This window comes from Secundilactobacillus angelensis, from assembly GCF_012641075.1.
GTDB lineage: Bacteria > Bacillota > Bacilli > Lactobacillales > Lactobacillaceae > Secundilactobacillus > Secundilactobacillus angelensis.
This window is the reverse complement of record NZ_JAAXLJ010000020.1, coordinates 1-15077: the sequence shown is the minus strand read 5'-3', so window position 1 is coordinate 15077 and position 15077 is coordinate 1. Positions and strand designations below refer to the sequence as shown.

The window sequence follows — 15077 nt, the reverse complement described above, 5'->3', positions numbered from 1 at the left end:
AAGTCCTTTGATGAGAACTGTTAACGCGCCTTTATCATTATTTTTGAAATATCTGAGCCCATAGTAGACTCATCATTTAACGGTAATCGTCTCGTTCTATAAAGACGATTTGATTCAAATGAGCAACTTGAGTAATGTTTTGATTGTCATTCGTTACTAACAAAGTGTCCTTGGGTCCTTCACTGAGGTACCCGGTCATAAGTGCAGGTTCGTCATCCGTTGACTGGCGGATATGCAGCGTAACATGATAGTGACGGGTCAGTGCCTGCGACACAAAGTAATCTAACTGTTGATGGGGCATTCCCATTGGTGCTGCATTAGCCATCACCAAAAACTGACGATAGCTTTCGTTTAACTGGGACGATATTTTTTTTAGTGCGGATACTTGATTGGACATTATTATCACCTCGAACATTTGTTTGCATGACCTATTATACGAACTTACGTTTGGTTTTGCAAGTCCAAATAACGATTATTTTTAAAAATATTCTGTAGAGCTTGTCAAAGCGCCGTCACCCGTGCGATAATGGTTGATATTATCACTCTGAAACTATATAAGGGGATCTCAAGTAATGACTAAAAGAGGTATGTTGATTGTGCTCTCTGGGCCATCCGGCGTCGGTAAAGGTACCGTACGTAAGGCTTTGTTTGATGAACCAGATACTGATTTTCAGTATTCCATTTCCATGACTACCCGTAAGCCTCGTGAAGGTGAACGTGATGGTGTTGATTATTTTTTTGTTTCAAAGGAACAGTTTGAAGCTAATATTCAAAACGGCGAGATGCTCGAATACGCCAAGTATGTTGACAACTACTATGGTACGCCATTAAAATATGTAAATGAGACCTTAGATTCAGGTAAGGACGTTTTTTTGGAGATCGAAGTTAACGGTGCCATGCAGGTACGAGCAAACTGCCCCGATGCTGTTTTTGTCTTCTTGACGCCTCCTGATTTAATGGAATTAAAGCACCGATTGATCAACCGTGGCACTGAAGAGATGAGTGTGATCAACGCACGCATCAAAAAAGCGGTTGGTGAGATTAAGATGATGCGTAATTATGATTACGCAGTCGTTAACGATGAAGTTGAAAACGCAGTGGCTCGGATCAGAACGATTATTCGTTCGGAACGATTACGGGTGGCTCGTGTGATGCCGGATTATGAACAGATGTTATTAGAGGGAGACGAATAAAATGTTATTATACCCATCAGTAGATAAGTTACTTGAACGTGTTAATTCCCGTTATTCATTGATTATGCTTGCTAGTAAGCGGGCTCATGAATTGGAATCAGGCGCTAAGCCTTTGCTAGATAACTATGAATCACCTAAAACAATTGGTCGTGCACTTGAAGAAATCGCGGCTGGTAAAGTGATTATTGATCCAGACGAAACCGATCCACTTGGTTAATTCTGTAATTTCAGAACCGCTGTTTTGACTCCCCGCTAATGGGTGTTAGAATGGCGGTTTTGTTTGTGCAAGGTGTTATTGAGTCTGGTACAATTAGAGTTAAATTGACGAGACTTTTGGAGGATACAAAATGGCTGAACAACATGTAGCGCTATATGTGACTGGCAGTATTGCGGCATATAAAGCACTGGCGCTAACGAGACTTTTAATTAAATCTGGCGCCACGGTTCGTGTGGTGATGACTGAGGCAGCTGAGGCCTTCGTGACACCACTGAGTTTTCAAATTTTATCAAAAAACGCCGTCGTAACTGACATGTTTGCTGGCAGCAAGGTTCAGTCAGTGGACCATATTGAATTAGCGGACTGGACTGATTTGGCGGTGGTAGCACCAGCAACAGCTAATATTATCGGCAAATTAGCCAATGGCATTGCCGATGATATGGCTAGCTTGACTTTGATGGCGACTACTGCGTCCAAGTTGGTCGTACCAGCCATGAATCAGCACATGTTGGATAATCCTGCCACGCAGCGTAATCTAGAAACTTTAAAACGAGATGGGATCACTGTCATGACCCCAGCAAACGGATTTTTAGCAGAAGGCTACAATGGTCGAGGCAGAATGCCCGAACCTGCAGAAATTATGCAACTGATCAGTAGCCTAAAAACACAAACAACGCCGTTAACAGGTAAAAAAGTCATCGTGACGGCTGGTGGTACTCGTGAACGGATCGATCCGGTCCGTTTCATCACGAATGATTCCTCCGGTAAAATGGGATACGCGTTAGCTGAAGAACTACAGCATCGCGGTGCGATAGTAACTTTGATTTCCGCACCGACTAAACTCACAGTTCCGGCTGGAGTTAAACTGATTTCGGTACTAACCACAGAAGACTTAGCCGAGGCGGTGACTAGCGCTTTCACACAAGCGGATGTTTTGGTAATGGCCGCCGCAGTTGCGGATTTCAAACCGGTTAATAGTGCCAATCAGAAAATTAAAAAATCAGCTGATAACGATCAGATGACAATCGAGTTAACCAAAACGGTCGATATTTTAAAACAAGTTGCTAAGTTAAAGCGACCAGGACAAATCACCGTGGGCTTTGCAGCAGAAACTCAAAATTTACTAGAAAATGCGCGGCAAAAAATAATTAGCAAACAGCTTGATTTATTAATTGCTAACGATGTTTCTCAACCGGGTGTTGGCTTCAATGGTGATACCAACCAAGTTACCATTTTACAAACAGACCAAGCACCAATCAAAACAACACTCGCTGACAAACATACCATTGCTAAGCAAGTGGTCGACCAAATTAGTCAACGTGTACAAAAAGAGGGATAGTATGACGCAAATCGCTGAGGTCGTCGTGGATGTACCAACGATGCAGACCAATACGCCCTATTCATATGAAATACCCGCAGCTTTAGTCAATCAGCTACAACCCGGCATGCGAGTGGTAGTTCCTTTTGGCAACGGTGGGCGGAAAGTTCAGGGCTTTGTTTGGCAGATTAATGAAGACGCCAAGCCGAATCCAGAGGTGACTTTAAAATCGATTGATACCGTTATGGATCCAGCCCCGATCGTTAATACGGAGTTGATGCAGCTCTCCAAGTGGTTGGCAAACACCACCTATGCCTTCACCATTACTTGCTTGCAAACGATGCTGCCAAACGCACTTAAAGCCAAATATCAAAAATGGGTGAGTCCGACAGCTCAGTTACCCGAAACCATTCGCGTCAGTTTATTTGGTGACCAATCAGAATTATTATGGGATGATTCACTGCCAGCAGATACGGTCAAACAGTTGTTGTCTCTTAACCGGCAGCATTTGATCAATGTCCGTTACGAGGTAAGCTCCAAATCGCAAGTTAAAAAGGTCATGATGGTAAAGCCTGCACTGAGTCCTGAAAAACTCTCCGTTGTGCGTACTGAATTAAGAAAAACCGCGGTCAAACAAGCGGCGTTAATTGACTTTTTAATTGCGAACTCAAAAGCCATTAGCCAAACTGAATTGGAGCGAACAGTTGGCGTGTCCAGCAGTATTTTAAAGACGGCTGAAACCAATGGCTGGCTGACAAGACAAGCAGTCGAAGTTTATCGTGATCCGTTTCAAACGGCCGTGGTTAAAACCAAACCGCTGCAATTAAATCCCGACCAGAATAAAGCTGTTAACGCTATTTGCGCTGCTACGGATGAAGGACAAGCCAGAAATTTCCTGTTAGAAGGGGTTACTGGTAGTGGCAAAACTGAAGTTTATCTGCAGGCTATCGCCAATGCCTTATCCAAGGGAGAACAAGCTTTAATGCTGGTGCCGGAAATTTCACTGACACCTCAAATCGTGGGTCGTGTTCGAGGCCGATTTGGTGAAAAAGTCGCCGTTCTACATAGTGGGTTATCCGGTGGTGAACGCTTTGATGAATGGCGTCGAATCCAACGTGGAGAGGCACAAGTGGTTGTCGGTGCCCGTTCAGCTGTTTTTGCACCGTTAACGAATCTTGGCGTGATCGTGGTTGATGAAGAACATGAGTCAAGCTATAAGCAGGATGATAATCCTAGATACCATGCTAGAGATGTTGCACTGTGGCGGGGACGTTACCATCAGTGCCCAGTTGTTCTGGGTAGTGCCACACCATCCCTAGAAAGTCGGGCACGGGCTGAGAAGAACGTGTATACTAGACTATTATTACCAAACCGAGTCAATCATCAGCAATTGCCTCAAGTGAGCATCATTGACATGACAGAAGAGCTCCGGCATCACAAGGAAAGTAATTTTTCAAGCGGATTACTTCAAGCGCTTCAAGAACGGTTGAACCGCGGGGAACAGTCCTTGCTCATGCTTAATCGAAGAGGATATTCCTCCTTTGTGATGTGTCGAGACTGCGGGTTTGTTTTACAATGCCCCAACTGCGATATTTCACTGACACTTCACATGGATACCAAGACGATGAAATGCCATTACTGCGGTCATGAGGAGCCAATTCCGCACGTTTGTCCGAACTGTCATGGCCGTCACATTCGTTATTACGGTACCGGGACACAAAAAGTTGAGCAGGAACTCACTGAATTGCTACCCACCGCCAGAATTATTCGAATGGATGTTGATACGACTCGTCGGAAGGGCGCTCACGAGCGACTTTTGAAACAGTTCGGTGATCATAAAGCAGATATTTTATTAGGGACGCAAATGATTGCCAAGGGGCTTGATTTCCCCGATGTCACGTTAGTAGGCGTTTTAAACGCGGATACAGCGTTAGGCTTACCCGATTTTCGGGCCAGTGAACGGACTTTTCAACTTTTAACTCAGGTCAGCGGTCGGGCTGGTCGGGCCGAGAAACCTGGACAAGTCTTCATTCAAACCTATAATCCGGAACATTACGCAATCCAGTTGGCCAAAACGCAAAACTATGAACAATTTTTCGTTCGGGAAATGCAACTGCGTCATCGTGGCAATTATCCGCCGTACTTCTTTGCCGTTAAGGTGACAGCAAGTGATGTGGATGAACGTAAAGCAGCCGAGGCAATGGTGAAAATTGTCAGACAGTTAAAGACCGTTTTAAGCCCGCAAGCAATTATTTTGGGACCGACACCAGGCGCCATTGCCCGAGTGAATAAACGTTATTATTACCAATTAGTCATTAAATACAAGCAGGAACCTCAGCTTAGAGACGCCCTGTTTACCATTTTAGGTCAGGCGCAAAAACAGAGTCGAAATGGCCTGCAAATCGCAATTGATCGTAACCCAATGAGTTTTATGTAACAGTGAAGGAGAATGTATCAATGACATCAATCGTATTCATGGGAACACCAGAATTCTCAGCGCCAATTTTGGAAGCACTGATTCAAAACCACTACGAGGTAAAGGCTGTGGTGACGCAGCCGGATCGACCAGTTGGCCGTAAACATGTTCTGACAGCTTCGCCCGTCAAAAAAGTGGCCGTTGCTCACGACATTGAAGTTTTACAGCCAGAGAAAATCGGTGGCAGCGATGAGATGGCTAGGGTCATCGAACTCGCACCTGATTTAATCGTGACCGCTGCTTTCGGTCAATTTTTGCCAACTAAATTACTTAAAGCAGCTCAAATTGCTGCCATCAATGTCCACGCTTCACTATTACCGAAATATCGTGGTGGCGCACCGGTTCACTATGCGGTTATGAATAATGATTCTGAGACGGGTGTTTCAATCATTTACATGATTAAAAAAATGGATGCTGGCGATATTATCAGTCAGCAAGCGATTCCCATTGAAAAAACGGATGACGTCGGCAGTATGTTCGATAAATTGAGCTTGCTGGGTCGGGACCTCTTACTTGAAACCCTACCCAAACTCATTGCTGGTGAGGTCAATCCTGTTCCGCAAGACGAGACCAAAGTTACATTCTCACCAACTATCAAACCCGATGAAGAAGAAGTTGATTTTACCATGTCAGCCGAAATGATTGACGCCAAGATCCGCGGTTTGCGGCCGTTTCCAACGTCATATATCATTTTAGCAGGCACCCGAACCAAACTTTGGGACGTGACGGTACTTCCTGATACAACAGCCTTAGAACCAGGTAAGGTTGTCGTGCACGAAAAACACCGTTTAGTCTTATCCACTGGTGAACATGGCACGATACAGATTAATCAGCTGCAGCCAGCCGGTAAACCAAAACAAAGTATCACTGATTTTCTAAACGGAACTGAGGATGCCCTGACAGAGGGCGAACAGGTGGTTAAATTATGAGTAAACTCGACAACAATCCACGATCATTGGCTGTTACAGCACTGACCCGTGTCAAAAACGGCGCGTATTCAAATTTGCAGTTGAATCAAATGATTGATCAGGCAAACATGTCGCAACGAGATGCAGCGTTGATGACCACCATCGTTTACGGCGTCATTCAGCACCGGCTGACCATTGATTATCAGCTGGCACCATTTATCAAAAACCAAAAACGGGTGGCCGATTGGGTGATGATTCTGCTTGAGACTGCCGTGTACCAAATGCAGTATTTAGAGCGGGTGCCTAAACGCGCTATTTTTGATGAGTCGATTGAGATCGCCAAAACACGTGGTCATGAAGGTATTCGCCGTTTTGTTACTGGCGTTTTGCACCAAATGGATCGGGTGGGCATTAACGATCCCACGGATATTGATGATCCAATCAAACGACAAAGCGTGGTTTATTCTGTCCCTGAATGGCTGATCAGCGCTTTAAACGACCAACTGGGTGCAGAAAAGGCAACCAGTGTTTTGGAGAGTATTAACCATCCAGCCAATCAATCAGTCCGAGTGGCAACCGACCGAATTTCTATGACCGATGCTAAGGCTGCCTTGGAAGAAGAGGGCTACAAAGCTAGTGAGAGCCAGGTTGCAGCAGAAGGATTAGTGCTTAACGGCAAGCCTGCCAATCAGGCTCAATTATTTCACGATGGTCAAATCACCATTCAAGATGAAAGTGCAATGCTGCCAGCCGAGAGCATGCATATTCAGCCTAACATGATGATACTCGATGCCTGTTCTGCGCCGGGTGGTAAAACGGTTCAAATTGCAGGACAGCTGTCGGCAGCCGACCGCGGCCAAGTCGTTGCGCTGGATATTCATGAACATAAGGTTCAGTTGGTCAAGCAAAATGCTAAGCGGATGCATGTGGAAGACCGGGTTGTGACGCAAGCCATTGATGCTCGTAAGATTCAAGATGTCTTTGAGGACCAGACCTTTGACGAAATCTTGGTGGATGCCCCTTGCTCAGGAATTGGTTTGGTACGTCGGAAACCAGAAATTCGCTATGAAAAACAGTTGAAAGACGTTGAATCGTTGGCTAAAATTCAGCTCGCAATTTTGGATGCGGTTGCTCAAAAAGTAAAAATAAACGGTATAATAACTTACAGTACTTGTACGATACTTAATCAGGAGAACCGAGATGTAGTGGCTGCCTTTTTGGCTGACCACCCTAACTTTGAATCTCAGCGGGTGGAAACTGCGCGTCAATTGAAGGCGGATCGGGCGACTGATTATCTTGAAATTTACCCCGACGATTACGATTCTGATGGTTTCTTCATCGGACAGTTTAAGCGGGTACGTTAGTGGAGGATACAGATGCAGATTGCTTATCGAACATCAATAGGGAAGCGTCGCAAGGATAACGAAGATAGTGTTGGCATTTTTACTAACCAGCAGGGTGTTAAACTCGCTATCATCGCCGATGGAATTGGTGGTAATCAGGGTGGAGACGTGGCTTCCGAGATGGCGGTCACGCACATTGGCCATTCGTTCAAATTAACTAACGCGAAAACTATCGATGAAACTAAGAACTGGCTGCAGCAGCAAATATCCTCCGAAAACCAGGATATTCGCAATCGTTCAGAACAATTCATTGATCTAAAAGGCATGGGTACCACGGTTGTCTTGGCGGTAATTTTCAATCAAACCGTTTTAATCGGTAATATCGGGGATAGTCGTGGCTACTTATTACGGGACCACGTTTTCTCTCAGGTTACTGAAGACCACTCCCTGGTTAACGAGCTGGTTAAACGAGGAGAGCTGTCTAAGCAAGCGGCAAGGGTACATCCTAAGAAGAATGTGATTACCCGTTCGTTGGGCATTGAAAAAGCTGTTCAAATCGACATGCATTATCTGGAATTAACCAGCAATGACATGCTGTTATTGTGCTCAGATGGACTTAGTGACATGGTCAACGATGACCAGATTCAAGCGGTACTCGAAAACGATGCTACGATCCAAGAGAAATGTGATGAATTAGTCAAATTAGCTAACGATGCTGGTGGTTTGGATAATATTAGTGTGATCTTGATCGACGATCGATCGGAGGTGCTTGACTAATGCGACCTAATTACGTTTTAGGCGGCCGCTACCGAATCACCAAATCTTTAGGTGAAGGCGGTATGGCTAACGTTTATTTAGCCCACGATCTGATTTTAGACCGTGATGTCTCCGTGAAGTTATTGCGACTTGACCTGCGTGATGATCCGCACACCATCAAACGTTTCCAGCGAGAAGGGCTGGCAGCCACTGAACTCGTTCACCCCAATATTGTCAGCGTGTACGATGTGGGCGAAGAAAACGGCATGCAGTACATGGTCATGGAATATGTGAAGGGGATGGACTTAAAGGCCTATATCAAGAAGAACTTTCCGATTCCATATCAAGAAGTGATCAACATTATGGAGCAGGTGCTATCAGCGGTGTCCGTTGCTCATGCTCATAATATTATTCACCGTGATCTGAAACCACAAAACATTCTCATCGATGAAAAGGGCGTTGCCAAGATAACCGATTTTGGAATTGCTGTGGCCATGTCGGAGAATGCGCTGACACAGACTAACACGGTGCTTGGATCAGTTCATTATCTGTCTCCCGAACAGGCTCGAGGCGGCATGGCAACTAAGAAGTCCGATATCTACTCGTTGGGGATCATTCTCTATGAGCTGTTAACTGGCACGGTTCCGTTTAAGGGCGAAACAGCCATTTCAATAGCCATTAAACATTTTCAGTCGGAGATTCCCTCTGTTCGCGAATTTGATCCACGGATTCCTCAAGCGTTGGAGAACGTGGTCTTAAAAGCGACTTCCAAGAAACCGTCCGATCGTTACGAAACGGTTACCGATATGGCTACTGACTTAGAAACCTCGTTGTCACCTCGTCGGGCCTCAGAGGCTAAATTTGTCCCAATGCCGGATGATGATGGCGAAACCAAGGTTCTGGACAAGTCAGACTTAACTTCTGAAGCCGCCCATCAGGCACCGGATACACCAAAAGTAGCTGTTCCAAAAGAAAAACCCAAGAAACGGCGCCGTCGTAGGCGTTGGTTATACACTCTATTAGGCCTGGCGGTTATTTTGATTGCTGGAATTGGTTTGGCTTTTTGGATGGGTCGACCACAAACGGTGACCGTCCCGGATGTCAGTGGGCTGACAGTCAATGAGGCACAGCAGAAGTTAGCCGATAATAATCTAAATGCAGGTGCCATCAAACGACAACCTAGTGCGGACATGAAAAAGAATTTGGTAATCAAAACTTCACCGACTGCAAATCAGTCCGCTAAGAAAGATGCCAACATCAAACTGTACGTCAGTACGGGTCCTCGAATGGTTAAAATTGGCAACTACATTGGCCAGTCGTACACTCGAGCGTCAGCTACTTTGAAAGCCAAAGGGGTAACCGTTCGACGTCAAAACGAGTCGTCTAACGAGGTACCGGTTGGCAGTGTCATGCAACAGAGCGTTGAAAATGGTCAACGAATCAATCCAAAAGAAACGACGGTCACATTAACTGTCTCTGCAGGTCAGCGTCAGCTTCAACTGGCTGATTTAACCGGTAAAACCAAATCACAGATTCAGCAGTATGCAACTCGTGAGTCCATTAACGTTTCGTTTGAATACAAATATGACAAACATCCTAAAAATACCGCAATCGATCAGAGCCCTGGTGCTGGGAGTACCATTAAAGAGGGTTCAACTGTGAATGTCACCCTTTCAAGAGGGAAGAAACCCGTTTCTGATTCTGAATCTAAGGTGGAAGACTTCAACGTTGATGTTAAAATTCCCTTCGAAGCCAACGACGCAGGTTCCAACAGTTCTAATAAAAATAGTTCTGCATCGACTGCTGGTGTGAATACCGTTCAGATTTATGTTCGTGACCATGACCATGATTACAGCACTGTTTACAAGCAGCTAACAATTGCTCAAGACACGCAAGTTTCAATTCCGTTCGCGGTTGCTTCAGGCAAGAGTGGCGGCTATAAAATTATTCGGGATGGCAAAGTTATTTTGTCAGATAACAATGTTACGAAAAATTCTCATTAATAATTACTGCATTTTAAAACCAGTTCTTTTATAATAAGGCAAAAGAGCTGGTTTTATTAGTTGTCATAGAGTGTCATAAACGTTGATATAACAACGATATTCAATTTTTGAGTGTTATTAGTTGTCACTGATTTTCAGTAAAAGCTAGCCAAAAATGGAAGCCAATTTTAAAAATATAGAATGTTAAATTTTATAAACGGCATTTTCTCATAATCACATTGATTTTTAATGATTTAGAACGCTAAATACTCAGCCAGTTTGTCGGTTGCGGTATTGCGTTCTTTTTTTGTAACGGCAGTATAAATATTAAGCGTCGTGGCAATTGAAGAATGACCTAGTTGAGCTTGAACTGCTTTAGGCTCGATTCCAGCTTCCGCAGCTAAAGTAGCATACGTATGGCGGAATCCATGAACAGTCACTTTTTTTAGATGACATTTTTTGATGGTTGAAGCCAGCCAGTCCTGTGGACGATACGGATATAATTGGTGGTTGTTAATATCCGAAAAAACTAAATTGGAATCTTTGGATACGTTGATCCCTTGAGCCAGAAAGAATTGGCGCTGAATCTGTTGCCAGTGTTTGAGGATATTCATGGTTTTCTGGTCAATGTACGCCATCCGGTTGCTGGCTGCTGTTTTAGGTGAATGGGTGACGAGTTTATCATCCACACCACGAGCCTGAGTTTTGTTGACTCTGATGCAATTATGCTCAAAATCAACATCTGACCACTGTAGAGCCAACATTTCACCTTTGCGCATGCCACTGAAGGCTGCCAGACGAAAAAAAACGTACTTCTGTGGACGTTTGCTATATTGTTGCTTGCATAGTTCTAAGAACTCCTTTAACTCTTTAGGCGTGTAATAATTGTCTAATAAGTTACGAGCTTTTTGATTGGGATTTCGCGGAACAACAACCATTTTTGCTGGATCTAATTGAATCAGACCAAGCGAAATAGCGTAGCGGAATACCCTTGAAACATAATCCATAAGTAATTTGTAGTTAGAAAGCCCACGTTTATACCAGTCGTTGATCATTTCCTGACAGGCTACCACATTGATTGAGTCAATATAACGTTTACCAAAAGTGGGCAATATTTTTAGTTCAAACTGCCGACTGACGTCAAACCAAGTGGTATCTTTAACGGTCTGCTGATACTGTACTAACCACAGTTCATAAATCTGTTGAAAGGTAGCCCGTGACGGCGTTTTTTGAAGCACACCGCCATTTTCTTCAATCTCAACATCGAGCCGATCGTAAGCCATAACAGCTTCACGTTTAGTTTTAAAGCCGCGCCGCCGCGTGGTAATTTTGCGACCGGTATTAGGATCGATACCACCGTAAATCTGAAATTCATAACGATCTTCATTCTTTTTATTTTTATACTTTTTAATTTTTGCCATCTTTTTATCCTTTCACCGGGGTGGATGATTGGATTAAACTAGGTTGTGGCATCACCTCCTTTCTGTGATAAAATATAAAAGTACAGCAATAGGGCAGTTAATTAACTGTCTTTAGGCTAAGCACATCGACTTTCTTGGCGGAGGGGCGATGTGCTTTTTTAATTTTTCTTAGAAGTATTCATACCAATGGCCTTTTTTAGAAAGCTTGTAAGTGGAATAGGAAGGGTTTAATTGATCTCCATAGTTGTAATACCACGGCTGAGAGGAGTAAACATGTGTGTGCGCCTTTAGCATGGCATATTTTGAGTTTGGGGAAACTGTCGATACAATTTTATGACCAGAACGCCAGGCATTGTAACGATACAAATGAGCATCATTTAAGTTTACATAATAAGATTTTGAACGGTATTTAAACTGCATGACATCGGAGTATCCTGAAACTTTACGTGCGTAGTACACACGGTTTTGATCGAAATCTTCGAAATTATCAACAAAGGTTTCACTGTCATCATTCTCAGCTCCATCAGCTGTGGTATATAAGCTCATAAAATCTTCATCCTCACCATTACGCATAAATGCTTGATGGTAAGTCGTGTAGCTAAAAGAATTGGAACTGGTGGTGCGATATTTTAAAGTTTTAGCCTGGGCGTTTGTGGATGAAACTGCACCTAAACTTAACGCGGCTAAGCCAGTTAAAAGGGCAACTTTGATTTTCATGGGGGATTCCTCCTAATTTTTTAAAGTACTTGTTCACAATATTTATTAATAGGAAAACATAGCTTTTTTCATAAGATTAGCACCGTCAGTTCCCTGATACCGATATTTCATTAAAAAGTTATACGCAATTTGCTGATCCCATTCAAGATAATGTACAAGGTAATCCCAAATGCGATTATGAAGTGCGCTTTGACTAATTGTATACTTTTTAATTAATTGGTTAAAAGTAGTTCCCGTAGTCAGGCTTCGGCAAAGAGCGGGAGTATTAATCAATAAATTTGAAGCCATAGCATTAGCAGCATTTTCGTAAGGCAGTATTTCTTCAGGATAGGTCGAAGCCGGATCACTTGAATTAAGGATGGTAAACGCTTTTAGATAACTTGGGTTTGTATAGAAGCTAAATACATGTGATAACTCATGCAAAACGGTAAAAACGAGTCGAGGATAATACAATGATCCATTTAATAAAACTATCGCGCGTTTAGCGGTAGGTATTGTAAAACCACATACGGCATCTTGAAAAACTGGATCAATTTCGCTATATTTCACAGAGCCAATTCTAAGCTTTCTCATGTTTACACATTGATCGACAAAATTTGCATTAGTTCCAAAAGAAACAAACTTTAAGTTATGACTGTAGTTAAAATAATCGAGTACATCATGATAATCAATATCCATCATGCTTTTATTTTTGTAAAGGCAAGTTGCACTAGCAATTCCCTCTGCTACGTACTCCGTCGAGTTGTAGTCATCGTTACTCATATTACGATATTCAAATGCCTCAGGATTTAGCATTTTGCTACCTTCTTTATTTATCATCTTTTAGCAAATCTTTAGCAGTACGCATCAGTATATCAAGTGAACTGCTAAATTTAGCTTTTTCATCATCAGTCATACCATCGGTATTTTTTCGAAATGCTGCAATTAATTGTTGTTCTGACTGTTTTAATTCTACTGAATCATCCGTTGAATCGTTTAAAACACTGCTGACAGGAACACCGAAAAAATCTGCAACTTTTTTTGCACTTTTGGTAGAAGGTGTACTTTTCTCCCATTGACTAATTATTCCATTACTTATATCAATTTTTCGCTCTAGTTCAGCAACCGATTTTATATCGGGTCTATATGCTTTCCAGAGACGTAATACATTATCTTTAACAGTCATAGTGAACTCTCCTTAGAGCAAAATTTAAAATAACCACTTGCAATTTAGAAAGTTCTCGAATATAATAGGTTTTGTTCAAGGGCGACCAACTCTGAACGAAATATCGAGAGTTTTCTAGCATGTCGCGGTTAGCAAACAGCGAATGTGGCTTTTTTACTTGTCTATATAATAGAGTGTTCTCTATTATAAATCAAGATAAATTTTAGAAAGGAGGCTAAAACATGAGCGTATATTCAGCTATTCAAGATATAGCAAAAAAACAAAATATCAGTATTTACCGAATCGAAAAGGATTTGGGTTTCCCAAATGGAATTATCGGCAAATGGAATCATAGCGTTCCAGGTGCTGCTAAGCTCCAAGTGGTTGCTGATTATTTAGGCGTAACATCCGCTTACATTTTAAATAAGTCAAAAGATAAGGAGACGATTTGAATGAAAACCAGTTCATTGGTAATTATGAAAAATGAACAGGCCGTGACCAGTAGCCTTCAAGTAGCTGAAACATTCGAAAAAAATCATAGGCATGTCCTTCGTGATGTTGAAAATCTTTTAGAGGGTATGCCCAAAACTGGGCATACCCAACATATGTTCGTAAAAGGCACTTACGTCAACGAACAGAACAGTCAAGAGTACCCGATGTACTACATGAACCGAGACGGTTTTACATTATTGGCAATGGGCTTTACAGGTAGTAAAGCGCTTGGTTTCAAACTGAAATATATTGAAGCTTTTAACTCAATGGAAAAGACAATTGCTACCCAAGCCAAGGATTCATACATGATCGATGACCCTGTCGAACGGGCGGAACGGTGGATTGAAGAACAACGCAAGACAAGAGAACTGGAAGAAGAAAATACCATCATGCAACCGAAAGCAATTTTCGCGGATGCCGTTGCAGTATCACACACAACGATCTTGGTTGGTGAGTTGGCTAAGCTGTTAAAACAGAACGGCATTGATATTGGTCAGCGCCGGCTGTTCACCTGGTTAAGAGAAAAAGGCTACCTCATTAAACGCAAAGGCACAGATTGGAACATGCCGACACAGCGTTCAATGGAGATGGAACTGTTCGAGATCAAAGAAGGCAGCTTCGCTCATTCGGATGGACACACGTCAATCACCAAGACGGTGAAAGTCACAGGTAAGGGTCAGCAGTACTTCATCAACAAGTTTTTGAATTTAGGTAGGTGATCACATGAGTGAGGTTAAAGAGATGATTCAGTTTGGCCGGTATTTGAATTTCAAAAATGCCATGCGGTATATGGATATCAAGAGCTATAACACACTGCACAAAATGATTGCTCACGGTTTAAAAGTAACGGAAACACCATTTGGAACGCGACTTGATACTAAAGATATCGACGAGTTCATGAATCAATTTAAATATTAAATCCGGGGTGGATGAATTGGTGTTTCGAAAGGAAGAGTGGTTATGAACGCACAAGAATATGTATATTTCGGTCACTGTTTAGTGGACGGGTTCATAGGACTGATTGCACTGGCAGGTGTCAGTGGATTAGCGTGGATGATCCATGAAGCCATTAAAGACCCACATGATTTCTTCGGATGCTAACACTGAGTG

Annotated in this window: 17 protein-coding genes; 12 read left to right on the top strand and 5 right to left on the bottom strand. The window is 42.9% G+C overall.

All coding sequences use genetic code 11. From position 1 onward, the window contains the following. Positions 1-76: 76 nt before the first annotated feature. A complete protein-coding gene (locus HC026_RS09910) occupies positions 77-397 on the bottom strand; it encodes a hypothetical protein (RefSeq protein ID WP_168925806.1) in 321 nt (106 codons plus the stop codon). A 175-nt stretch (positions 398-572) separates the two neighbouring features. Here HC026_RS09910 and gmk point away from each other — a divergent pair, with 175 nt between their 5' ends. The 8 genes from gmk to pknB all read left to right on the top strand — a co-directional run bounded on the left by gmk (position 573) and on the right by pknB (position 10214). After that, positions 573-1193 (top strand): guanylate kinase, encoded by a 621-nt coding sequence (gene gmk / locus HC026_RS09905; RefSeq protein ID WP_168925805.1) that lies wholly within the window; start codon positions 573-575, stop codon positions 1191-1193. 1 nt (position 1194) lies between these two features. Next, positions 1195-1410: a DNA-directed RNA polymerase subunit omega gene (gene rpoZ / locus HC026_RS09900; protein WP_168925804.1), complete on the top strand. Its 216-nt coding sequence runs from the start codon at positions 1195-1197 to the stop codon at positions 1408-1410. Between the two features lie 130 nt (positions 1411-1540). Beyond that, positions 1541-2749, top strand: a complete 1209-nt coding sequence (gene coaBC, locus HC026_RS09895; RefSeq protein WP_168925803.1) for a bifunctional phosphopantothenoylcysteine decarboxylase/phosphopantothenate--cysteine ligase CoaBC — start codon at positions 1541-1543, stop codon at positions 2747-2749. Position 2750: 1 nt separating this feature from the next. Beyond that, a complete protein-coding gene (gene priA, locus HC026_RS09890; protein WP_168925802.1) occupies positions 2751-5165 on the top strand; it encodes a primosomal protein N' in 2415 nt (804 codons plus the stop codon). Between the two features lie 20 nt (positions 5166-5185). Beyond that, the gene (gene fmt / locus HC026_RS09885; RefSeq protein ID WP_168925801.1) at positions 5186-6133 is read left to right on the top strand and encodes a methionyl-tRNA formyltransferase; all 948 of its coding nucleotides are present in this window, start codon (positions 5186-5188) and stop codon (positions 6131-6133) included. Then, positions 6130-7476, top strand: coding sequence for a 16S rRNA (cytosine(967)-C(5))-methyltransferase RsmB (gene rsmB / locus HC026_RS09880; RefSeq protein ID WP_168925800.1), 1347 nt, complete (start codon positions 6130-6132; stop codon positions 7474-7476). Before fmt ends, rsmB begins: the two co-directional genes overlap by 4 nt. A 12-nt stretch (positions 7477-7488) precedes the next feature. Continuing rightward, positions 7489-8232, top strand: a complete 744-nt coding sequence (locus HC026_RS09875; protein ID WP_168925799.1) for a Stp1/IreP family PP2C-type Ser/Thr phosphatase — start codon at positions 7489-7491, stop codon at positions 8230-8232. Further along, positions 8232-10214, top strand: a complete 1983-nt coding sequence (gene pknB / locus HC026_RS09870; RefSeq protein ID WP_168925798.1) for a Stk1 family PASTA domain-containing Ser/Thr kinase — start codon at positions 8232-8234, stop codon at positions 10212-10214. Before HC026_RS09875 ends, pknB begins: the two co-directional genes overlap by 1 nt. A 233-nt stretch (positions 10215-10447) precedes the next feature. On the opposite strand, the gene HC026_RS09865 is transcribed toward pknB, so the two are convergent. From HC026_RS09865 to HC026_RS09850, 4 genes are all read right to left on the bottom strand, one after another. After that, positions 10448-11614 carry a site-specific integrase gene (locus HC026_RS09865; protein ID WP_168925797.1) on the bottom strand — a complete coding sequence of 389 codons (1167 nt, stop codon included), beginning with the start codon at positions 11612-11614 and terminating at the stop codon, positions 10448-10450. A gap of 168 nt (positions 11615-11782) precedes the next feature. After that, positions 11783-12331, bottom strand: coding sequence for a hypothetical protein (locus tag HC026_RS09860; protein ID WP_168925796.1), 549 nt, complete (start codon positions 12329-12331; stop codon positions 11783-11785). A 45-nt stretch (positions 12332-12376) separates the two neighbouring features. Then, positions 12377-13126: an ImmA/IrrE family metallo-endopeptidase gene (locus tag HC026_RS09855; protein ID WP_168925795.1), complete on the bottom strand. Its 750-nt coding sequence runs from the start codon at positions 13124-13126 to the stop codon at positions 12377-12379. Positions 13127-13139: 13 nt separating this feature from the next. Further along, on the bottom strand, positions 13140-13496 hold the full coding sequence (locus HC026_RS09850) for a helix-turn-helix domain-containing protein (RefSeq protein ID WP_168925794.1): 357 nt from the start codon (positions 13494-13496) through the stop codon (positions 13140-13142). 221 nt (positions 13497-13717) lie between these two features. Between HC026_RS09850 and HC026_RS09845 the strand changes: the two genes are divergently transcribed. The 4 genes from HC026_RS09845 to HC026_RS09830 are packed head-to-tail and all read left to right on the top strand — an operon-like array spanning position 13718 to position 15068. Beyond that, positions 13718-13927, top strand: a complete 210-nt coding sequence (locus HC026_RS09845) for an XRE family transcriptional regulator (protein WP_168925793.1) — start codon at positions 13718-13720, stop codon at positions 13925-13927. Beyond that, entirely contained in the window at positions 13928-14686 is a 759-nt protein-coding gene (locus HC026_RS09840; protein ID WP_168925792.1) for a phage regulatory protein/antirepressor Ant, read from the top strand. A 4-nt stretch (positions 14687-14690) separates the two neighbouring features. Next, complete coding sequence (locus tag HC026_RS09835) at positions 14691-14885, top strand: DNA-binding protein (protein WP_168925791.1); 195 nt, start codon at positions 14691-14693, stop codon at positions 14883-14885. Positions 14886-14927: 42 nt separating this feature from the next. Further along, positions 14928-15068 (top strand): hypothetical protein, encoded by a 141-nt coding sequence (locus HC026_RS09830; RefSeq protein ID WP_168925790.1) that lies wholly within the window; start codon positions 14928-14930, stop codon positions 15066-15068. Positions 15069-15077: the final 9 nt, after the last annotated feature.